This is a genomic window from Variovorax sp. PBL-H6 (genome assembly GCF_901827155.1).
In the GTDB taxonomy this organism is placed as follows: domain Bacteria; phylum Pseudomonadota; class Gammaproteobacteria; order Burkholderiales; family Burkholderiaceae_C; genus Variovorax.
This window is the reverse complement of the sequence record NZ_LR594659.1, coordinates 5,632,790-5,652,993: the sequence shown is the minus strand read 5'-3', so window position 1 is coordinate 5,652,993 and position 20,204 is coordinate 5,632,790. Positions and strand designations below refer to the sequence as shown.

At 69.2% G+C, this 20,204-nt stretch carries 23 protein-coding genes; 18 read left to right on the top strand and 5 right to left on the bottom strand.

The genetic code is table 11. The features are described from left to right. Nucleotides 1–20: 20 nt before the first annotated feature. Together G3W89_RS26640 and G3W89_RS26635 are read left to right on the top strand one after the other, a co-directional pair. Nucleotides 21–677 (top strand): helix-turn-helix transcriptional regulator, encoded by a 657-nt coding sequence (locus tag G3W89_RS26640; RefSeq protein WP_162576966.1) that lies wholly within the window; start codon nt 21–23, stop codon nt 675–677. A 74-nt stretch (nt 678–751) separates the two neighbouring features. Next, on the top strand, nt 752–1,405 hold the full coding sequence (locus G3W89_RS26635; protein WP_162576965.1) for a Crp/Fnr family transcriptional regulator: 654 nt from the start codon (nt 752–754) through the stop codon (nt 1,403–1,405). A gap of 12 nt (nt 1,406–1,417) precedes the next feature. Here the strand turns inward: G3W89_RS26635 and G3W89_RS26630 are convergent, their stop codons facing one another. Then, the gene (locus tag G3W89_RS26630) at nt 1,418–1,858 is read right to left on the bottom strand and encodes an META domain-containing protein (RefSeq protein ID WP_162576964.1); all 441 of its coding nucleotides are present in this window, start codon (nt 1,856–1,858) and stop codon (nt 1,418–1,420) included. A 154-nt stretch (nt 1,859–2,012) separates the two neighbouring features. Continuing rightward, a complete protein-coding gene (locus G3W89_RS26625) occupies nt 2,013–2,933 on the bottom strand; it encodes a tetratricopeptide repeat protein (protein WP_162576963.1) in 921 nt (306 codons plus the stop codon). Between the two features lie 36 nt (nt 2,934–2,969). On the opposite strand from G3W89_RS26625, the gene purE reads away from it, so the two are divergent. From purE to G3W89_RS26610, 3 genes are read left to right on the top strand one after another with little or no spacing between them, the layout of a single operon-like run. After that, nucleotides 2,970–3,512, top strand: a complete 543-nt coding sequence (gene purE, locus G3W89_RS26620) for a 5-(carboxyamino)imidazole ribonucleotide mutase (protein ID WP_162576962.1) — start codon at nt 2,970–2,972, stop codon at nt 3,510–3,512. Beyond that, nucleotides 3,509–4,678 (top strand): 5-(carboxyamino)imidazole ribonucleotide synthase, encoded by a 1,170-nt coding sequence (locus G3W89_RS26615; RefSeq protein ID WP_162576961.1) that lies wholly within the window; start codon nt 3,509–3,511, stop codon nt 4,676–4,678. Before purE ends, G3W89_RS26615 begins: the two co-directional genes overlap by 4 nt. 9 nt (nt 4,679–4,687) lie before the next feature. Further along, nucleotides 4,688–5,692 (top strand): L-threonylcarbamoyladenylate synthase, encoded by a 1,005-nt coding sequence (locus tag G3W89_RS26610; RefSeq protein ID WP_162576960.1) that lies wholly within the window; start codon nt 4,688–4,690, stop codon nt 5,690–5,692. Between the two features lie 10 nt (nt 5,693–5,702). Here G3W89_RS26610 and G3W89_RS26605 read toward each other — a convergent pair whose 3' ends face one another. Both G3W89_RS26605 and dacB read right to left on the bottom strand, forming a co-directional pair. Next, nucleotides 5,703–7,061, bottom strand: a complete 1,359-nt coding sequence (locus G3W89_RS26605) for a lipase family protein (RefSeq protein WP_162576959.1) — start codon at nt 7,059–7,061, stop codon at nt 5,703–5,705. A gap of 136 nt (nt 7,062–7,197) precedes the next feature. Continuing rightward, nucleotides 7,198–8,628 carry a D-alanyl-D-alanine carboxypeptidase/D-alanyl-D-alanine endopeptidase gene (gene dacB / locus G3W89_RS26600; protein ID WP_162576958.1) on the bottom strand — a complete coding sequence of 477 codons (1,431 nt, stop codon included), beginning with the start codon at nt 8,626–8,628 and terminating at the stop codon, nt 7,198–7,200. Nucleotides 8,629–8,704: 76 nt separating this feature from the next. On the opposite strand from dacB, the gene tsaB reads away from it, so the two are divergent. From tsaB to G3W89_RS26565, 7 genes are all read left to right on the top strand, one after another. After that, nucleotides 8,705–9,400, top strand: a complete 696-nt coding sequence (gene tsaB, locus G3W89_RS26595) for a tRNA (adenosine(37)-N6)-threonylcarbamoyltransferase complex dimerization subunit type 1 TsaB (protein WP_162576957.1) — start codon at nt 8,705–8,707, stop codon at nt 9,398–9,400. Nucleotides 9,401–9,467: 67 nt separating this feature from the next. Next, entirely contained in the window at nt 9,468–10,043 is a 576-nt protein-coding gene (rimI, locus tag G3W89_RS26590) for a ribosomal protein S18-alanine N-acetyltransferase (RefSeq protein ID WP_162576956.1), read from the top strand. Nucleotides 10,044–10,053: 10 nt separating this feature from the next. Continuing rightward, the gene (locus tag G3W89_RS26585) at nt 10,054–10,797 is read left to right on the top strand and encodes a uracil-DNA glycosylase family protein (protein ID WP_162576955.1); all 744 of its coding nucleotides are present in this window, start codon (nt 10,054–10,056) and stop codon (nt 10,795–10,797) included. A 34-nt stretch (nt 10,798–10,831) separates the two neighbouring features. Further along, a complete protein-coding gene (gene pyrF / locus G3W89_RS26580; RefSeq protein ID WP_162576954.1) occupies nt 10,832–11,656 on the top strand; it encodes an orotidine-5'-phosphate decarboxylase in 825 nt (274 codons plus the stop codon). A gap of 188 nt (nt 11,657–11,844) precedes the next feature. Then, nucleotides 11,845–12,192, top strand: a complete 348-nt coding sequence (locus G3W89_RS26575; protein WP_162576953.1) for a GFA family protein — start codon at nt 11,845–11,847, stop codon at nt 12,190–12,192. Then, the gene (locus tag G3W89_RS26570) at nt 12,189–12,644 is read left to right on the top strand and encodes a YiiD C-terminal domain-containing protein (protein ID WP_162576952.1); all 456 of its coding nucleotides are present in this window, start codon (nt 12,189–12,191) and stop codon (nt 12,642–12,644) included. The genes G3W89_RS26575 and G3W89_RS26570 overlap by 4 nt, the downstream gene beginning before the upstream one ends. A 46-nt stretch (nt 12,645–12,690) precedes the next feature. Beyond that, entirely contained in the window at nt 12,691–13,191 is a 501-nt protein-coding gene (locus tag G3W89_RS26565) for a GFA family protein (protein WP_162576951.1), read from the top strand. A gap of 16 nt (nt 13,192–13,207) precedes the next feature. Here the strand turns inward: G3W89_RS26565 and G3W89_RS26560 are convergent, their stop codons facing one another. Next, a complete protein-coding gene (locus tag G3W89_RS26560) occupies nt 13,208–14,032 on the bottom strand; it encodes an IclR family transcriptional regulator (RefSeq protein ID WP_162577665.1) in 825 nt (274 codons plus the stop codon). 124 nt (nt 14,033–14,156) lie between these two features. Between G3W89_RS26560 and G3W89_RS26555 the strand changes: the two genes are divergently transcribed. The 6 genes from G3W89_RS26555 to G3W89_RS26530 all read left to right on the top strand — a co-directional run bounded on the left by G3W89_RS26555 (nt 14,157) and on the right by G3W89_RS26530 (nt 20,176). Beyond that, entirely contained in the window at nt 14,157–15,116 is a 960-nt protein-coding gene (locus tag G3W89_RS26555) for an MBL fold metallo-hydrolase (protein ID WP_162576950.1), read from the top strand. 20 nt (nt 15,117–15,136) lie between these two features. Then, nucleotides 15,137–16,873, top strand: a complete 1,737-nt coding sequence (locus tag G3W89_RS26550) for an FAD-dependent oxidoreductase (protein WP_162576949.1) — start codon at nt 15,137–15,139, stop codon at nt 16,871–16,873. Further along, nucleotides 16,870–17,094: a DUF2783 domain-containing protein gene (locus G3W89_RS26545; RefSeq protein WP_162576948.1), complete on the top strand. Its 225-nt coding sequence runs from the start codon at nt 16,870–16,872 to the stop codon at nt 17,092–17,094. Before G3W89_RS26550 ends, G3W89_RS26545 begins: the two co-directional genes overlap by 4 nt. A gap of 16 nt (nt 17,095–17,110) precedes the next feature. After that, the gene (hmgA, locus tag G3W89_RS26540) at nt 17,111–18,430 is read left to right on the top strand and encodes a homogentisate 1,2-dioxygenase (RefSeq protein WP_162576947.1); all 1,320 of its coding nucleotides are present in this window, start codon (nt 17,111–17,113) and stop codon (nt 18,428–18,430) included. Then, on the top strand, nt 18,427–19,707 hold the full coding sequence (gene fahA / locus G3W89_RS26535) for a fumarylacetoacetase (RefSeq protein ID WP_162576946.1): 1,281 nt from the start codon (nt 18,427–18,429) through the stop codon (nt 19,705–19,707). The genes hmgA and fahA overlap by 4 nt, the downstream gene beginning before the upstream one ends. Before the next feature lie 106 nt (nt 19,708–19,813). After that, a complete protein-coding gene (locus tag G3W89_RS26530) occupies nt 19,814–20,176 on the top strand; it encodes a response regulator (protein ID WP_162576945.1) in 363 nt (120 codons plus the stop codon). Nucleotides 20,177–20,204 lie beyond the last annotated feature (28 nt).

Sequence of the window (20,204 nt, the reverse complement as noted above, 5' to 3'; positions counted from 1 at the left end):
CAACGGATGAGGAAAGTGCCATGAACGCGACGATTGCCGAACTGCCCACCCCCCAAGACGAAGTCCGCGCCGCAGCCCCGTTGTCAGAGGCGTTGCAGGCCACCCTGCTCGCACGCGCGCTCGACGAGATCGACCATGGGCTGCTGCTCGTCGATCTGAGTGGCCGGGTGCTGCATGCCAACCAGCCCGCGCGACGCGAGCTGGCGGGTGGCCGCGCGCTGCGGACCGTCGATGGGCTGTTGTGTGCGGCGCTGCCCGCCTGGCAGGCCAAGCTGCGGCAGGCGCTGAAGGACGCGGAGCGCGACTGCCGCAGCATCGTGGAGCTCGACCCCGAGGGCGAGACGCTCTCGCTCGCCTTCGTGCCGCTGGCGCATGGCAGCGCGAGGGTGGACGCGGTGTTGATCATTTGCAGCCGCCGCGCCAACTGCGAGACGCTCACCGTGCAGATGTTCGCCCGTGCCAAGCGCCTGACGCCGGCAGAGCAGGCCGTGTTGACGCAGCTGTGCGCGGGCCGCGGCGCGCAGGAGATCGCCTGCGAGCAGGGGATTCGCGTGTCCACCGTTCGCACCCACATCAAGAACGTGAGGCAGAAGACCGGCCGCGGCAGCGTCCGCGAGATCGTCCGCGAACTGTCGCGCATGCCCCAGATCGTGTCGTCACTGCGGCTGGCCGGCTGAACGGCTGGCGCGCGGCGCCTTGCCCGTCGCGCCGGCGATCGCGCCGCAGCGGGTGCGGGCCGTATAGTCCGCGCATGCCGCCGACGCCCGCTGCACCACGCGCCGACCCCCTCGCCGACTTGCGGCCCCCGCTGCAGAAGCTCGCCGCCGTTGGCGTTCAGCGCCGCTACCGGGCCCACGCCATGCTCATCGAGGAGGGCGACCAGGGCGGCTCCGTCTACATCGTGCTCTCGGGGCAACTGCGCGCCTTCGTCTCCGATGCGCGCGGGCGCGAGGTAACGCTGGCCCTGCACGGCCCGGGCGAGTATGTGGGCGAGATGTCGCTCGATGGCGGGCCTCGCTCGGCCAGCGTTCAGGCGGTGGGGCCGACGGTGTGCGTGGTCGTGACGCGAGAGACCATGCTTCGGCATCTGGCGCTCGACCCGGAATTGGCGCGCGAGCTCATCATGCGGCTGATCCGTCGCGCGAGACTGGCCACGGAGAGTGCCAGGAGCATGGGGTTGCTGGATGTCTACAGCCGCCTGCGGGCACTGCTGGAGGACCGATCGCAGCCGCAGCCGGACGGAACCCTGCAGATGGAGAGGCTCACCCACCGGGCAATGGCCAGCGAAATCGGATGTTCGCGCGAGATGGTGAGCCGGCTGCTGAAGGACCTGGAGGGCGGCGGCTACGTCGCGGTGCTCGGGGGGCTGCTGGTCCTGCTCAAGCCTCTGCCGGCGAAATGGTGAGTGCGGCGCGGCTCAGCGCGCTCCGCCACTGCTCAACGTTGCGACCGTTCGCCCGCTCGCGTCCAGCAGCGACAGCTTGGACATCCCCTGCAGCCGGTAGCTCGCCGTCGCCTGAAGCGCGGCAAAGAACTGGGTCTCGTTGATGGTGCTGGCCTCGTTGGGGCAGGCCATGCGCGTGGCGCCCAGCTGTCGCACCCTGAGCGTGCTGCCGCTGCGCTCGTAAGTGCCGGTGACGCGGTTGCAGCCGCCCGAGCCTGTCATCCTTCCGCTGCTCCGGTCGAACTGGATCTGGGCATTGCGCGCCGGATCACTGCTCGGCTCGATCAGCTCGCTGCCGAGCTGCTCCAGCTGCCACACCGGCCCTTCGATCGGCTCGTCGAGGGTGATGCCGCTGCCGCAGCCGCTCACCAGCAGCGATGCAAACAGGGCTGTCGTCAAGAAGAGGAAGCGCATGGCCGGACTTTCTTTGCAACATGTCGAAACCCGCCCATCGTATGCGAGCCCGTTCAGCGCGCCAATGTCATCGGCAGCCGGTAGGCTGGATCGCCGACGGCGAGGATGAGCCTGCGCTCACTTTGACGGGGGCACCTGCTCGCGGGTTTGCGTACTAGCTCAGCACCACACTGCTGAGCCGGCGCCGGTAAGTCGCCACCGTCGGATCGTCCGGCGGGATCTGGCCGTCCGCCACCTTGGGCCTGGGCGGCTCGATGATCTCGAGGATCGCGATGTAGGTCTTGCGCGCCAGTTCCTCGTTCCAGTTCTTGTCCCGCATGAGGATGTCGAGCAGCTCGTCCATCGCCTCGGTCCAGCGCTGCCCGGCCATCAGCAGCCGCGCCCGGTCGAAGCGGGCCTGGAAGTCGCGCTTGTTGGCGGCGATGCGCGCCTCAGCATCGGCGATCGCCGGTGCCGTGCCCGAGCCCGGTGCCGAGAAATCGATCGCATCCATCCAACGCTGCAGGGCGTCGAGTCGGCGGACCGTCGCCGCCTTGGCAATCACCGGCGCGAAAGCCACCTTGGCATCGTCGATGCGCGCTTGCTGGAGCAGCAGCTTGATGTAGTCGAAGCGCGCGTCGTCGTTGGACGGGTCGGTGGCGAGCGCCTGCTGCAGCCGTTCGAGCGCGCCCTCGGTGTCGCCCTCGGCCAGCGCGTCCTGCGCGGCCTCTTCGTGCTCCGCGGCCTCGAGCTCGTCCTCGCCGGGCACGTGCTTGTCGAGGAAGGCGCGGATCTGGTCGGCGGGAATGGCGCCGACGAAGCCGTCGATCGGCTGGCCATCCTTGAACATCACGCAGAACGGGATGCTGCGCACGCCGAACATCTGGCTGAGCTGCTGGGAAATCTGGGGCACCTTGTCGGCGTCGAGCTTGGCGAGCGTGAAACGCCCGCCATACTCGGCCTCCAGCTTCTCGAGCACCGGCCCGAGCTGCTTGCAGGGGCCGCACCACTCGGCCCAGATGTCGAGCAGCACCGGGGTGGTCATCGAGCTTTCGATCAGCTCGGTCTGGAAGTTTTCGAGGGTGATGTCGATCATCGCGAGAAGCTGGGGGTGAAACGTAAAATTGAAACCATGAAGCAAGCCATACAGGTCGGCGTCGTGATGGGCTCGAACTCCGATTGGGAGACGATGCGCAGCGCGGTCGAGATTCTCCAGCAATTCGGTATCGCCCACGAGGCTCGGGTGGTCTCTGCCCACAGAATGCCGGACGAACTCTTCGCCTACGCCGAGAGCGCCGCAGCCCGCAACCTGGTGGCCATCATCGCGGGCGCCGGCGGCGCGGCGCACCTCCCCGGCATGCTGGCGGCCAAGACGACGGTGCCGGTGCTGGGCGTGCCGGTCGCGAGCCGCCACCTGCACGGCGTCGATTCGCTCTACAGCATCGTGCAGATGCCCAAGGGCGTGCCGGTCGCGACCTTCGCCATCGGCAATGCCGGAGCGGCCAATGCGGCCTTGTTCGCGGTCGCGATGCTGGCCGTGGCCGATCCGGGCCTGCGCGAGCGGCTCGATGCCTTCCGGGCAAACCAGACCGAAGCCGCAAGAGCGATGACATTGCCGCCGCCCGACGCTGCGGCGGTGTCCCCCTTCTCGCCGCAGGGCGGAGGCGCACTGTGACCCCTATCCTGCCCGGTGCCACGCTCGGCGTGGTGGGCGGTGGCCAGCTCGGCCGCATGTTCGTGCATGCGGCGCAGCGTATGGGCTATCTCACCGCCGTGCTCGACCCCGATGCCGACAGCCCCGCCGGGCGCGTGAGCCATCATCACATCCACACCGATTACGCCGACGTCGACGGCCTCGCGCGGCTCGCCGGCCTGGCCGATGCCATCACCACCGAGTTCGAGAACGTGCCGGCCGCTTCGCTGGAGCATCTCGCGGTGGCCAGGCCGGTCCGGCCCGGCGCCACCGCGGTGGCGATCGCGCAGGACCGTGTGCGCGAGAAGAGCCATTTTGTCGGCTGCGGCGTGGACTGCGCGCCCTACGCGGTCATCGAGTCGGCCGAGCAGATCGTACTCGTGCCGCCGAACCTGCTGCCGGGCATCCTCAAGACCGCGCGTCTCGGCTACGACGGCAAGGGCCAGCAGCGTGTCGACAACCGCGACGAACTGGCCGCCGCCTGGGAACGCGCCGGCCAGGTGCCCTGCGTGCTGGAGAAGCTGCTGCCGCTGGACTTCGAGTGCTCTGTCATCGTCGCGCGCGGGCATGACGGGCAGATCGTGCACTTCCCGCCCCAGCGCAACCTGCATCGTGGCGGCATCCTAGCGGTGACCGAGGTGCACGCGAACAACATTCCGGAGGCGACCGCACGGCTGGCCGTCGAATCGGCCGTGGCCATAGCGGAAGGCCTGCAATACGTCGGTGTGCTGTGCGTCGAGTTCTTCGTGCTGGCCGACGGGGCCCTCGTCGTCAACGAAATGGCGCCGCGCCCGCACAACAGCGGCCACTGGACGCTCGATGCCTGCGACGTCTCGCAGTTCGAGTTGCAGGTGCGCACCCTCGCCGGCCTGCCGCTCAATCCACCGCGCCAGCACAGCCCCGCACTGATGCTCAACCTGCTGGGCGACCTCTGGTTCCCGGAGGACGAACCCAAGCCCATGCAGCCCCGCTGGGCCGACGTGCTGGCCTTGCCGGGCACGCACCTGCACCTCTATGGCAAGGCCGAAGCGCGCCGTGGCCGCAAGATGGGCCATCTCACCATCACCGGCGACGACATCGAGGCGATCCGCAGCACGGCCGATTTCGCCGCCGCGCTGCTGGGCCTGCCGATTCCACTCTCCGAATAGTTGATCGCGATGACGATCCGCGACGGCCATTCGCCCGAAGTCATCCAGGAAGCCGCTCGCGTGTTGCGCGCCGGCGGCCTGGTCGCCTTTCCGACGGAAACCGTCTACGGGCTTGGCGCCGATGCGGCGAGCGACGATGCGGTGGCCGGCATCTTCTCGGCCAAGGGCCGGCCCAGCGACCATCCACTGATCGTCCATGTGGCGGCCGGCGTCAAGGGCACGGAGGCGCTGTCGCGTTTCGCCCAGCCGCTGCCGCCCTTCGCGCAAAAGCTGGTGCAGGCCTTCTGGCCTGGTCCGCTCACCTTGATTGTCACGCGCCAGCCCGGCGTCGCCGCCGCCGCGGCCGGCGGGCAGGACACCGTCGGCCTGCGCTGCCCAGCCCATCCCGTTGCGCAGGCCCTGCTGGTTGCCTGTGCCGAGCAAGGCGTGTCCGGCGTGGCGGGGCCGAGCGCGAACCGCTTCGGCCGCGTGAGCCCCACCACCGCCTTGCATGTGCAGCAGGAGTTCGGCGACGCGCTGCTGGTGATCGATGGCGGCCCCTGCGAGGTGGGCATCGAATCCACCATCGTCGACTGCAGCCGCGGGCAGCCGGTGCTGCTGCGACCCGGTGCGATCACCCGCACCCAGATCGAGGCCGCCTGCGGCGAGCCGCTGCGCGACAGGCACGCGCTGGCGGCTCCCGATCCGCGCGCTTCGGGCACGCTGGAGGCGCACTACGCGCCCAGTGCCAAGCTGCGGCTGATGGACGCCAGGGCGCTGCAGGCCGGCCTCGACGTGCTGGGCGCCAACGCTGCGCACCTGGCCGTGTGGTCGCGCAGTCCGCTCAAGTGCCGCTCGCAGCGTGTGCTGCTGCGGCGCATGCCCGACGATGCCGCGGCCGTCGCCCAGCAACTGTTCGCGGTGCTGCGCACCTTCGATGCCGAAGGCACCAAGCTGATCTGGGTGGAGACGCCACCCACCGGTCCCGAGTGGGAAGGCGTTCGCGACCGGCTGCAGCGCGCCGCCGCAGCCTGAGCCCCTTTCGTTACTTCACCGTGTCGAACAGGGCCCGTGCGCGCACGTGGCAGAAGGGCGGCTCGTAGGTGCCGTGGTAGGCGCCGAAGTAGGTTGCGTAGGCGGCCGTCGTCGGATCGGTCGGCGCCTTGCCGCCGGGTCCATACGTTGCCTGGATCTGCGCATCCACGTCCACCGTCGTGACAGTGGTCACGCCGCGTGCATCGAAGTCCGCCTTCGCCGGCACCATGTGCACCGCCGGCGGCACGGTCGGATCGCCGGCGCCGCCGCACAGCAGCGTCTTCGCGCGGGGGCTCCAGCCGAGCAGGTCGTTCTTCTTGGCGTCGAGGAAGAGCGCGTTGTTCGGATTGGTCTGGACGTCCACGAGGAAGGCGCTCTGGAACAGCGCGTCGCGTGCCTGGTTCGGCGTCTCGCCATTGGCGCCGGGCAGGCTGCCGCTGGTCACGAGCGTGGTGTAGTTCAGCGTCGGGCTGGGCAGCAGGTTCTCGATGTAGCTGGCGTAGGGCTGCTTGTAGACCGTGTTCACGTCCGTGTAGACGTCGCCGTACACCTTCTGGTAAGAATTGACGATGAAGGGCACGAAGAACTGGTAGCCCGCGATCGCCTGGGGCAGCTTGAACGAGCCCGACATGTTGTAGGGCCCCGCCAGGTGCGCCCCGGCCACCACGTTGAATTCCGTGGCGTTGTCGCGCTCGGCAGCCCGGTGCGCCGCCATCGACGAGTGCCCGCCCTGCGAATAGCCGGTGAACATCACCTTGCCCGAGAGCGAACCGCCCGCGCTCGCCACGGCGGCACGGGCCGCCCTCACCGAGTCGAGGACCGTGCGGGCTTCCGAGTCGGCATGCAGATACGGGTGGTAGGGGAAGGTGGATTTGGCATAGCCAAGATAGTCGGTGGCCACCACCGCGTAGCCCTGTGCCGCGTACATCGCGGTCAGCATGAAGGTCTCCGGGTCCTGCGGGTTCACGAGCGTGCGCGGCTTCTGCACGTCGGTGCCCTTGGCGTAGGCCACCAGCGGTACCGCGTTGGCGCAGGTTCCCGCAGGCATCAGCAGCACGCCCGACGCGTTGGTGACCTCGCCCTTCGGGCCCACGGTGCTGTAGTTGAGCGAAATCACGTTGACATCGCACCGCGCTTTGCCGCTCAGCGCCTGCAGGCCGCTCTGGGCGGTGCCGCCGTCGATCTGTGAGGTCGTCAGTGTCGTGACGATGACGGGCGGCTCCTTGAGCGCGCCGGTGCCTGGACCGGCGCTGCCCCCACCCGTCCCCGCGCCGACGAAGGCGAAACCGCCGCCGTCACCGCCGCCACCGCAGGCGGCGAGCAGGCTGGCCGCCACCAAGGCGCTCAGAAGATGCAGACGAGGATTCATGGGCTGTCTCCGATGGATGTGTTCGCTGGTAAGAGGAGGCACGAAGCGCCCGATCCTAGGCCCGCGCCCTTCGAACCAGGACAAGGGAAACCCCAAGCGCGGCATGGGTCCGGTCACCTCGGCGACGCGGGCCCACTCAGTTGTCCTGTGCTGCCCATTCGACCAGCGCATCGAAGGCTGGCCGCGCGGCGCCCGCGCTGGCGTGGTTCGCGATCGCGATCACCACCCAGCGCCGGCCACTTGCGCCGTGCACATAACCCGCGATGGCTGCGGAGTCTCGCAGGCTCCCGGTCTTCAGGTGAGCCGCGCCGCCACGGCGCAGCGTGCGCTTGCGCAGCGTGCCGTCCACGCCCATGGCCGGCAGCGAGGACACCAGCTCGGGCATCTGGGCCGAGCGCCAGGCCACTTGCAGCATCTTCGCGAGCGCCGCCGCGCTGATGCGCTCCTCGCGCGACAGGCCCGAACCGTTGTCGAACACGGGCTGGCCTTCACCGGTGCCGATGCGATCGTTCCACCACTGGCGCAGCGTTGCGCGCGCGCCTTCCAGCGTGCCGCGCCGCTTCTGCTGCAGCCCGAGCGTGAGGAAGAGCTGCTGCGCCATCACGTTGTTGCTGTACTTGTTGATGTCGCGCACCACCTCGGCGAGCGGCGGCGACTCGAACACGAAGGCCGGCCTGAGACCGGACGGAACAGGGCCCTCGCGCACCTGGCCCTTCAGGCGGGCACCCATCTCGGCCCACATCCCGCCGACCGCACGCATCGCATAGCTTCGCGGGTCCGCGTAGGCCACCGCCCAGGTCTTCTCGCCGCAGGCCGCGGGGTAGCTGCCTGCGAAGCCCATGCGCGCCGGATCGCCGAACGCCGGCGCCAGCGCGGCACGCCAGTCACCGCACTCGCCGGCCGAAAGCGGTACCGTGGACGGCGTGCTCACGCCGCTCAGGAAGGGCTCGAAGTTGACCTGCGCCGTCTGCCCGTCGCGGTTCGGCTGGAAGGTCATCACCACCGATTTGAAATTGATCAGCAGTGCATCGGGCGCGGCGTTGTACGGGCGCTGGCCTTCGCCGTCGAACGCGGCCGGGTCGGTCTCGGGCACTTCGAAGGCGCTGCGGTCGAGAACGATGTCGCCGGCGATGGTGTGGATGCCCAGCCCCTGCACGCGTCGCAGCAGCAGCCACAGCCGCTCCAGCACCAGCTTGGGATCGCCCTGGCCCTGGATGTAGAGGTTGCCGGCCAGCACCCCGTCCCGGACGGGTCCGTCGACGTACACCGGCGTGTTCCAGGTGAAGGCCGGGCCCAGCAGGTCGAGCGCAGCGTAGGTGGTGACCAGCTTCATGACCGAGGCCGGATTCACCGGCACCTGTGTGCGCCAGGCAAGCCTCGGCGGGCGCACACCGTCGGCGTCGGCCACCAGCATCGTGACGGCGTCGCGCGGCACCCGTGCACGCGCCAGCGCGGCCTCCACGTCGCCCGGAAGGGGTTGGGCCAGCGCGGGCGCCGAAGCCAGTGAGGCGAACAGGATGAGCAGGCGGGCGGCGCGCTGCGCCAGAAGCTTCGGGGCGTGAGGCATTGCGCGATTATCCGGAGCCATCGACCCGCATGCCCCCGTACGGCATGGCGCGTGGTCGCACCGGGATAATCGCGTGATGGCCGCACAAACGAAGCTTCTGGCGTTCGACACCAGCACCGAGTGGCTGTCGGTCGCGGTGCGCCACGGCGAATGCCTGGTCTCGCGCACCAGCGCGGGCGGCCCCCAAGCCTCCGGCAGCCTGATCCCGCTGATCCAGGAACTGCTTGCCGAAGCCGGCCTCGCCATGGCCGAGCTCGACGCGATCGCCTTCGGGCGCGGCCCCGGTTCCTTCACCGGCTTGCGCACCGCCTGCTCGGTCGCGCAGGGCCTGGGCTATGGCGCGGGTGTCCCGCTGCTGCCCGTCGACACGCTGCACGCGGTGGCCGAGGAGGCGCGCCACCGTTTCGGCGCCACGCGCGTGGTCGCGTTGCTCGATGCGCGCATGGATGAGCTCTACGCCGCCGACTACGATTTTGGGCCGCCCGCGCAAGCGGACGCCGAGCCGCGGCTCCTGGCGCCTGAGCAGGTGCAGGTGCCGCCGGGCTGGGTGCTCGCCGGGAATGTCTTCGCCGCCTATGGCGAGCGCCTGCCGACAGCCGCGGCGTACCACGAGGTGCTCCCCACTGCCGAGGCAATGTTGAGGCTTGCGCCTGGATTGCTTGCCGCCGGTGGGGCGGTCGCTCCCGCGCAGGCATGGCCGCTGTATGTTCGCGATAAAGTCGCACAAACCACCCAGGAGCGCGCCGCCCTCAAGGCGGCACGAACCACTTGATCGACATGAGCCGCACGGTCGTTTTGAAGGTCAATAGCACCGCAGCCCACAGCGCGGGGGTGATCGAATGAGCGCAGTCCTTCAGCCGCGTGAAGCCCGCCTCGAACCGATCACGATCGAGCGGATTCAGGCCGTATGCGCGATCGAACGCAGCGCCTACACCCACCCCTGGACGCCGGCCAACTTCGGCGATTCGATCATCGCGGGCTACCACTGCCAATGCCTGGTAGCCCCGGCCGTCCTGCCGGACGAGGCCGTGCCGCCACGGCGGCCGCGCGCGCTCTGGAGCCGGCTGGCGGGGCAGACCGGCGAGACGCTGATCGGCTATTTCGTCGCCATGAAGGGCGTCGACGAGGTGCATCTCCTCAACATTACAGTGGCGCCAATCTTCCAGGGCCAGGGCTGGGCGCCGCTGATGCTGGAGGCGCTGTCGGGCTGGTCGCGCGGCCAGAACGCGCAGTGGCTCTGGCTCGAGGTGCGAGCCAGCAACCTGCGAGCGCTGGCCATCTATGAGCGCCACGGCTTCCGGCGGGTCGGCGTGCGCAAAGGCTACTACCCGGCCGAAGGCCAGGCGCGCGAGGACGCGGTGGTGATGAGCCTGCGCCTCAATGAATCCGGCAGCGCCTGGGGCAGCTTGAAGTAGAAGACAGGACATGAACGGTACCCTGAACCTGGACGCGCGACAGCGCGCGATGCTCGAAGAGATGGGCATCAAGCTCTGGTGGCCCGCAGCGGCACGGATGGATGCGCCGCCGGCCGTGGAAGCGCCGTCGGAGCGAAGCGCGCCCGAGGAGGCCATCGCTGCGCCGGTGCCCGTTCGCGCCGCCGTGCCAACGCCGAGCTCCGCGCCACCTGCTGCGCCTCGTCCCTTGGCCGCGCCCTCCGGCGCGAGCGTGCTGATCGAGGCCACGCGCCATCTCTACGGCCCCGAGAAGAAGGGCGGCTGGCTGATCGTCGCCGACATGCCCCCTGAGCTCGACGGCCGTCATGGCGAGCCCTTCTCCGGTGATGCCGGCCGTCTGTTCGAGGCCATGCTGCGGGCCCTGCAACTGCATGGCGGTGGCGCGCCCGTGCGCCTGATGCGCACCCACCGCGGCGTCGCCTCGGGCCAGCCGGGCAGCCCGCGTCCCATCGCCGAGGGCCTGGCCGATGTCGGGCCGGCGCCCCAGGTGGTCCTGGCGATGGGACCACTGGCCGCGCAGAGCCTGCTGCAAAGCGGCGAGCCGCTGGGCCGCCTGCGCGGCCAGCCGGCGCGCATTGCCACGCCGGGGTGGGAGGACGTTCCCGTCGTCGTGACCTACCACCCGGCCTACCTGCTGCGCAATCCGGCCGACAAGGCCCGCGCGTGGGCCGACCTATGCCTGGCTGCAGCGCAATTGCCGCCGCCGCCGAACTGAGCGCCTGCCGGGTGGGCGCCTAGAATTCCGCCCCATGATCTTCCTGGACAAGCTGCGCGCCGCCGAGCGCCGCAACGGCTCGCTGCTGTGCGTCGGCCTCGACCCCGAACCCGCCAGGTTCCCCGCCCGCCTGAAGGGCGACGCCAACAAGATCTACGACTTCTGCGCCGCCATCGTCGATGCCACGGCCGACCTGGTGATCGCCTTCAAGCCGCAGATCGCCTACTTTGCCGCGTACCGGGCCGAGGACCAGCTCGAAAAGCTGATGGAGCACCTGCGCCGCAACGCCCCCCAGGTGCCGGTCATCCTCGATGCCAAGCGTGGCGACATCGGCTCCACCGCCGAGCAGTACGCGCGCGAGGCCTTCGAGCGCTACGGCGCCGACGCGGTCACACTCTCGCCCTTCATGGGTTTCGATTCGGTCGAGCCTTACCTGCGCCACGAGGGCAAGGGTGCCTTCCTGCTGTGCCGCACCAGCAATCCCGGCGGCGACGACCTGCAGGCGCAGCGTCTCGCCAGCGTGGAAGGCGAGCCCTTCCTGTATGAACACATTGCGAAGCTGGTGCAGGGCCCGTGGAACCTGAACGGCCAGCTGGGCCTGGTGGTCGGCGCCACCTATCCCGCCGAGATCGAGCGGGTCCGCGCGCTTGCGCCGACCGTGCCGCTCCTGATTCCCGGCGTTGGCGCCCAGGGCGGGGATGCGGTCGCGACGGTGCGCGCGGGCTGGCGCGCCGATGCACCGATCGTGGTCAGTTCCTCGCGCGCCATTTGTTATGCATCGGCCGGCGAGGACTTTGCACAAGCCGCACGGGAAGAGGCGTTTCGTACTCGCGACGGTCTCGAGCAGGCGAAGAACTGAAGCCACCTTTCTCGCGGCCTGCGGGGTCGTTCGCCGCTTGGAAAAATGAACATCTAGTAGCCCGCACCGTACGATTCGTACTCGGTACGTAGAAGACCGATCGGCAGTTTTCCATGGCATCGTCAGCCATGAAACCGTGATACGAGGCGCTGCCATACTGAGCTCCCGCATTTCCAACGGAGACTCCAATGAATTACCAAGGCAGCTGCCATTGCGGCCGGATCGCCTTCGAGGTCGAGGGCGAGATCCAGGGCGCGATGGCGTGCAACTGCTCGATCTGCCAGCGCAAGGGCTCGCTGATGTGGTTCGTGCCACACGACAAGCTGGTGCTCAAGACCCCGCCCGAGGACATGAGCACCTACCTGTTCAACAAGCACGTCATCTCGCACCGCTTCTGCCCGGTTTGCGGCATCCACCCCTTCGGCGAGGGCACCGACCCCAAGGGCAACAAGATGGCGGCCATCAACATCCGATGCATCGAGGGGATCGACCTTGATGCGGTGCCGGTGCAGCATTTCGACGGGCGCTCCAAGTGAGCCCACCCGAGCTCGAGGCCTATCTGCACGCACACATCCCGCTGTCGAAGGCCATGCAGGTGAGCGTGCAAATGGCGGACGAGGCGGCCGTCGTGCTCGCGGCACCGCTGGCACCCAATATCAACCACCGCGAGACGGTGTTCGGCGGCAGCGCCTCGGCAGTGGCCATCCTCGCCGCATGGTCGCTGCTGCACACCCGGCTCCAGCGCGCCGGCATTGCGAGCCGGCTGGTGATCCAGCGCAACAGCATGGACTATGGGCTGCCCATCACCGGGGACTTCACGGCGCGATCGTTCGTCCCCGAAGAGGTCGAGACCTGGCCGGCCTTCCTGCGCATGCTGACGCGCAAGGCGCGGGGTCGCATCGCAGTGGGAGCGGTACTGGAACAGAAGGGCCGCGAGGTCGGCCGCCTCGAAGGCGAATTTGTGGCGCTCGGCGCATCGGCGGGCTGAAACGGCCGTTGCCTTCCGTCGGCCGGCGCGCCACAGTAGACCGACCATGACCATCCCTTCTTTCCCCTTCGAAGGCGGCTGCACCTGCCGCGCCGTGCGCTATTGCATGACGACGCGCCCCCTCATCGTCCATTGCTGTCATTGCCGCTGGTGCCAGCGCGAGAGCGGCAGCGCCTTCGCGCTCAACGCGATGATCGAGGCCGACCGCCTTCAGTTGCTGGAAGGTGAGCCGGCAATGGTGCTCACGCCCTCGTTGAGCGGCAAGGGACAGAAGATCGCCCGCTGCCCCCATTGCCGGGTCGCGCTGTGGAGCCACTACGCGGGCGCGGGCGAGGCGGTGTGCTTCGTGCGCGTCGGCACGCTCGACAGGCCGGACCAGCTCCCGCCCGACATCCACATCTTCACATCGTCGAAGCAGCCCTGGGTGCAACTGCCGCCCGGCGTGCCTGCAGTGCCCGAGTACTACCGCAGCGCGGAGCATTGGCCGGCCGAGAGCCTGGAGCGCGGCCGGGCCCTGAAGGCCGCGCGCGCCGCCGCCGGCGGCTGAAGCTGATGCAGGCCCCTCAGCGCCCTGCCGCGCCCAGCCGTTGCGAGACCTCGCCGGCGCAGCGCTTGAGCGCCTGCGCAACCGACCCCTCCCAGCTGGCGTCGAAGACCGCCGTGGTTCCTATCGCCGTGATCGCCAGCGCAATTGCGCCCGTGTGGTCGAACACCGGCGCCGACATCGCGCTCACCCCCGGCACGATCTCGCCATCGGAGCGGCTCATGCCGTGTTCGCGCACCGCGTGCAGCTGGGCCTCGAAGGCCTTCCAGTCCGGCAGCGGCGGCGCCGGCGGCATGCCCACGTGGCGCTCCGGCCGGGCGCTGCTCTTCTCGCGGCGGCGCTCCTTGTCCAGCATGCGCCTGACCTCGTCGGCCTCGAGGTAAGCGGCAAACAGCCGACCCGACGCAGTACTCGTCAGCGAGAACACCGTGCCGTGCCGCATGCTCACATGCAGGGCGGCCGGCGATTCGGCCACCCGCACGATGGTGGCGCCGCGATCGCCCCACACCGCGATCGCCGTGGTGTGGCCGATCTCCTGCGCGAGCCCGGCCACCAGCGGCGTTGCGACGTGCACCGGGTCGGCCTGCTGCAGGCTGATCAATCCCAGTTGCAAGGCAAGCGGACCGAGCAGATAGTGGCCATTGGCGCGGTCCTGTTCGATCAGCCCGAGCCGGCTGAAGCTGACCAGGTAGGGGTGCGCCTTGGCGGGAGACATGTCGGCCTCGCGGGCCAGGTCCTTCAGGGCCATGGGTTGGCCGTGGTGCACCAGTGCGCGCAGCAGCTGGCCGCCCACCTCGATGCTCTGGATGCCGCGCTGCGCGCGATCGCTGTTGTCAGTGGCCATGACCGTCTCGCGTTTGTTCATGCAGAAGGCATTAGACATGAACGGAAAGCGGGACTACACTGCGCTTTCATTCGTTCCATACGAATTAGTTCAACTTAGACGAATTCCGAAAAAGGAGACCCCGATGAGCCAGACCAAGGTTTTCGCCAGCCAGGCCGACCTCGAAGAAAAGAAGATCACCTTCAGCCAGATCTCCGAACACGCCTGGGCCTACACCGCCGAGGGCGACCCCAACACCGGCATCATCATTGGCGACGACGCCGTGCTCGTGGCAGACACCCAGGCCACGCCCGCGATGGCGGCCGACGTGGTGCGGCGCATCCGCGAGGTGACCGACAAGCCCATCAAGTACGTGGTGCTCACCCACTACCACGCGGTGCGCGTGCTGGGCGCGAGCGCGTACCAGCCGCAGGAAATCCTGGCGAGCCAGGACACCTACGACCTGATCGTCGAGCGCGGCGAGGCCGACAAGGCGAGCGAGATCGGTCGCTTCCCGCGCCTGTTCCAGAATGTCGAGACGGTGCCCGCGGGCATGACCTGGCCCACGATGACCTTCAGCGGCAAGATGACCCTGTGGCTGGGCAAGCTCGAGGTGCAGCTGATCCAGCTCGGCCGCGGCCATACCAAGGGCGACACGGTGGTCTGGCTGCCGGGCGAGAAGGCCCTGCTGTCGGGCGACCTGGTCGAGTTCGATGCCACGCCGTATGCCGGCGACGCCTATTTCCAGGACTGGCCGAAGACGCTGGACAACATCGCCGCGCTGGAGCCCAAGGCCCTGGTGCCCGGCCGCGGCGCCGCGCTCACCACGCCGGAAGAAGTGGCCAGGGGCCTGGCGGGCACGCGCAGCTTCATCGCCGATGTCTACGAGAGCGTGCAGGTCGGCGTGAAGGCGGGGCGCGACCTCAACGCCGTCTACCAGGAGACCTACGTGAAGCTGAAGCCCAAGTACAGCCAGTGGGTGATCTTCGACCACTGCATGCCCTTCGACGTGAGCCGCGCCTACGACGAAGCCTCGGGCCACCGCGATCCGCGGGTGTGGACGGCCGAGCGGGACGTCGAGATGTGGAAGGCGCTCGAAGGCTGAGGCATCGCGGAGACAAGACCGTGGACGCAACTGCTCCCGTCGATTACCAATCGCTGCGGTTCGACTATCACCGCCATCCCGACCAGGACGCCGTGCCGCCCGCGCGCCATCCGGTGGTGGTGGTCGGCGCCGGGCCGGTCGGCCTCGCACTCGCCATCGACCTCGCCCAGCAGCAGGTGCCTGTCGTCCTGCTCGACAACGACTGCACGCTGTCCACGGGCTCGCGCGCCATCTGCTTCGCCAAGCGCACGCTCGAGGTCTTCGATCGCCTCGGCTGCGGCGAGCGCATGGTGGCCAAGGGCGTGTCGTGGAATGTCGGCAAGGTCTTCTTCAGGGACGAGCAGATCTACCGCTTCGACCTGTTGCCGGAGCCCGGCCATGAGCGGCCTGCCTTCATCAACCTCCAGCAGTACTACGTCGAAGGCTACCTGGCGGAGCGCGCCGCAGAGCTGCCGCTGGTGGACCTGCGCTGGAACAACAAGGTGGTGGGCATCGACAACGGTGCCGCCGGCGTGCTGCTGGAGATCGAGACGCCCGAGGGCAGCTACCGCCTCGCCGCCGACTACGTCGCGGCCTGCGATGGCTCGCGCTCCAACCTGCGCCAGCTGCTCGGCCAGGAGGCGAAAGGCCGCGTGTTCCGCGACCGCTTCCTGATCGCCGATATCAGCATGGATGCCGACCGCCCGCCGCCGGGCCGCCCCCAGACGGGCGAGCGCCCCCTTGGGGGACACGAAGTGCCGAGCGTGGGGGCCGAAGCCCTCACCGAGCGCCGCTTCTGGTTCGACCCGCCTTTCCATCCGAACCAGAGCGTGCTGCTGCACAAGCAGGCAGATGGTATGTGGCGCGTGGACTTCCAGCTCGGCTGGGACGCCGATCCCGTGGAAGAACGCAGGCACGAGCGCATCATCCCGCGCGTGCGTGCGCTGCTCGACAGCATCGGCCTCGAGCGGGTCCAGTTCAGCATCGGCTGGGCCAGCGTCTACACCTTCGCCTGCCAGCGCATGGAGCGCTTCCGGCACGGCCGCGTGCTGTTCGCCGGCGACTCGGCGCACGGCGTCTCGCCCTTCGGCGCGCGCGGCGCCAACTCCGGCGTGCAGGACGCAGACAACCTCGCCTGGAAACTGGCGGCCGTCGTGAAGCGCGAGGCCCCCGACGCGCTGCTCGACAGCTACGGCAGCGAGCGCGAGTACGCCGCGGACGAGAACATCCGCAACTCCACCCGGGCCACCGACTTCATCACGCCCAAGAGCCCGGTCAGCCGCCTGTTCCGTGACGCGGTGCTCGAGCTGTCGAAGACCCAGCCCTTTGCCCGCGCGCTGGTCAACAGCGGCCGCCTCTCGGTCCCGACCACCTTGCATGGGTCGCCGCTGAACACGGCCGACGTGGATGCCTTCGAAGGCAAGATGGTGCCCGGCTCGCCGGCCGACGACGCGCCCATCGTGCGTGCCGACGGCAGCACTGGCTGGCTGTTGCGCGCGCTGCCGGGCCGCTTTACAGCCCTGGTCTTCGGCGAGGACGAGACGGCAGAGCGCAGCCTTGCGGCCATCGCCGCGGCCGACCGGCCGTTGCAGGTCGTGCGCGTGGCCGCTTGCGGCGAGGGCGAGCTCGCCGCGCAGCGCTACGACGCGCAGCCGGGCACCGTTTACCTGCTGCGCCCTGACCAGCATGTTTGCGCGCGCTGGCGTGCACCCGGGCCGCAGGCGCTGCGCGACGCCTTCGACCGGGCGCTGGCCAAGGGCGCGAGGAGCCGCGCATGAAGAAGGACGACGAGCTGATCACTGCCCCGAACCTGGGCGCCGCGGACGACTTCTATGAAGCCCTGCTGGCGGCGCACGAAGGCCTCAGTACCGACGAAAGCCACGACTTCAATGCGCGCCTGGTGCTGGTGCTGGCCAACCACATCGGCTCGCTTGCCGTGCTGAAGCGCGCGCTCGCGGCCGCCGCGAAAACCCCGCGGGGCGACGCGCCCCGCACCTGAAGAGGACACCTCACCCATGAGCAACGATTCCGCGGCCGAGCGCCGCTACCTGAGCGGCTTCGGCAACGAGCACGCGAGCGAGGCCGTCGCCGGTGCCTTGCCGCAGGGCCGCAACAGCCCGCAGCGCGCGCCCTTCGACCTGTACCCCGAGCTGATCTCGGGCACCGCTTTCACTGCGCCGCGCCACGAGAACCGGCGCAGCTGGATGTACCGTCGCCAGCCCTCGGTGGTTTCGGGCCGCTACGAGGCCTACGCGCAGCCCACCTGGCAGACCGGGCCCGACCGCGGCATCGCGCTGGCGCCCGAGCCCATGCGCTGGCACCCGATGCCCTTCACCGGCGCCGAGGCCGACTTCGTCGACGGCATGCACACCCTCGCCGCCAATGGCGACGTCGAGGCGCAGCAGGGGGTGGCCGCCCACGTCTACCTCGCGAGCAAATCGATGCAGCGCCGTGCCTTCGTCAATGCCGACGGCGAGCTGTTGGTCGTGCCGCAGCAGGGCCGGCTGGTCATCACCACCGAGATGGGCGTGCTCGACGTCAAGCCCGGCGAGATCGCCCTGCTGCCGCGCGGCGTGGTCTTCAAGGTCGCGCTGCCGGATTCGGAAGCTGGCGCGGGCCCCTCGCGTGGCTATGTCTGCGAGAACTACGGCGCGCAGTTCCGCCTGCCGGAGCTGGGGCCGATCGGCTCCAACGGCCTGGCCAATGCGCGCGACTTCCAGGCGCCTGTCGCCGCCTTCGAGGGCGAGGCGGGCGGCTACGAGCTCGTCAAGAAATCGGCCGGCCGCCTCTGGCGCGCGCCGATGAAGCACTCGCCCTTCAACGTGGTGGCCTGGCACGGCAATCTCGCGCCGGTGAAGTACGACACAGCCCACTTCATGACCATCGGCTCGATCAGCTTCGACCACCCGGACCCGTCGATCTTCACGGTGCTGACCTCGCCTTCGGACACGCCCGGCACCGCCAACTGCGACTTCGTGATCTTCCCGCCGCGCTGGCTCGTGGCTGAAGACACCTTCCGCCCGCCCTGGTACCACCGCAACCTCATGAGCGAGTTCATGGGCCTGGTCTACGGCGAATACGACGCCAAGCCCGGCGGCTTCAAGCCCGGCGGCGCCAGCCTGCACAACGCGATGGTGCCGCACGGCCCCGACGAGGAGGCTTTCGAGAAAGCCAGTGGCGCCGACCTCAAGCCGCACAAGCTCGACAACACCCTCGCTTTCATGTTCGAGAGCCGCTATCGCTTCATCCCCACCGCCTGGGCCCTCCAGAGCCCGGCGCTCGACAACGACTACGCCGACTGCTGGGCCGGCCTGCAGGACCGATTCAAGCCATGAACAACGCACTGAACACCACCCATGACCCCCAGCTGCGCAGCTGGGTCGCTTCCGCCAACCAGGCCGATTGCGACTTCCCGATCCAGAACCTGCCCTACGGCCGCTTTCGGCCCACCGGCAGCGGCGAGGCCTTCCGCATCGGCGTCGCCATCGGGGACCAGGTGCTCGACCTCAAGGCCACCGGGCTCATCCACACCGACGACATGAATGTGTTGATGGCCAAGGGCCCGGCCGAGCGCCAGGCCTTGCGCGCCGCCATTTCCGCCGGCCTGGCCGAAGGAAGCGCGCAGGCCACCGATTGGGGCAGGGCCCTGCTGGCCCAGTCGGCCGTCGAGATGGCCGTTCCCTGCCGCATCGGCGACTACACCGACTTCTATACCGGCATTCATCACGCCCGCACCGTGGGCAGCCTGTTCCGCCCGGACGCGCCGCTGCTGCCGAACTACCAGTGGGTGCCGATCGGCTACCACGGCCGCGCCTCCTCGATCGGGGTGAGCGGCCAGCACTTCAAGCGGCCGAAGGGACAGACCAAGGCGCCCGACGCCGCCGCGCCGGCGTTCGGGCCCTCGAAGCGGCTCGACTACGAGCTCGAGCTCGGGTTCCTGGTGGCCCAGGGCAATGCGCTGGGCGAGCCCATCGCCATCGCCGATGCCGAGGCGCACCTGTTCGGCGTCACCCTGCTCAACGACTGGTCGGCGCGCGACATCCAGGCCTGGGAATACCAGCCGCTGGGCCCTTTCCTGGCCAAGAACTTCGCCAGCACCCTGTCGCCCTGGATCGTCACCTTGGAGGCGCTCGCGCCCTTCCGCGCGCCGTTCGAGCGCCCGGCCGGCGATCCGCAGCCACTGCCATACCTGGATGCGCCCGGCAACCGCGCCGCGGGCGCGCTCGACGTCGTGCTGGAGGCCTGGCTGCAGACCGCCCGCATGCGCGAAGCGGGCGAGGCGCCCGTCCGCCTGACGCGCGGCAACGCCCGCGAGGCCGCCTACTGGACACCGGCACAGCTGGTCACGCACCACACCGTGAATGGCTGCAACCTGCAGGCCGGCGACCTGCTGGGCTCCGGCACCCTCTCGGGTCCGAAGCCCGACGAAGCCGGCTCGCTGCTGGAGCTCACCCTCGGCGGCAAGCAGCCCATCCAGTTGCCGAACGGCGAGCGCCGCAGCTTTCTCGAAGACGGCGACACGCTGACCTTGCGCGGCTGGTGCGAGCGCGAAGGCGCGGTACGCATCGGGCTGGGCGAGGTCAGCGCGACCATCGAGCCGGCCGGCGCTTGAGCGCGCCGACCCGTGCAGCTGCAGCCGTCGGACGGGGCCCTCTCCTACGCGCATCCCCTGGGCAGCTGCCGATACTGGGGCGCCGTGAATTTGGGGGACCCTTGCCGTGAATGTGCTGATCGTCGACGACAACAAGGCCGCAGCCGATCTGCTGCGCGAACTGCTGACCTTGCAGGATCACGAGGTGCATTGCAGCTACTGCGCGCAGGATGCGATGGACGCTGCCGCGGCGACCGACTTCGATGCAGCCTTGGTCGATCTGGTCCTGCCGGATTTCTCGGGCGCAGAGGTGGCACGGCGCATGCGCGCCGACAAGGGCGACAGGCAACTGTTGCTTGTAGCTGTCTCGGGGTATGGCAAGGAGGACTCCGGCGACGCCGCCGCGCCGGGTCTGTTCGACCACCACCTGCAGAAGCCCATCGACTTCGAGGTGCTCGACCGTATCCTGGTGCCGTCCGCCGCTCGATAGGGCGGCGCCGCCAGAAGCCCGAGACCCT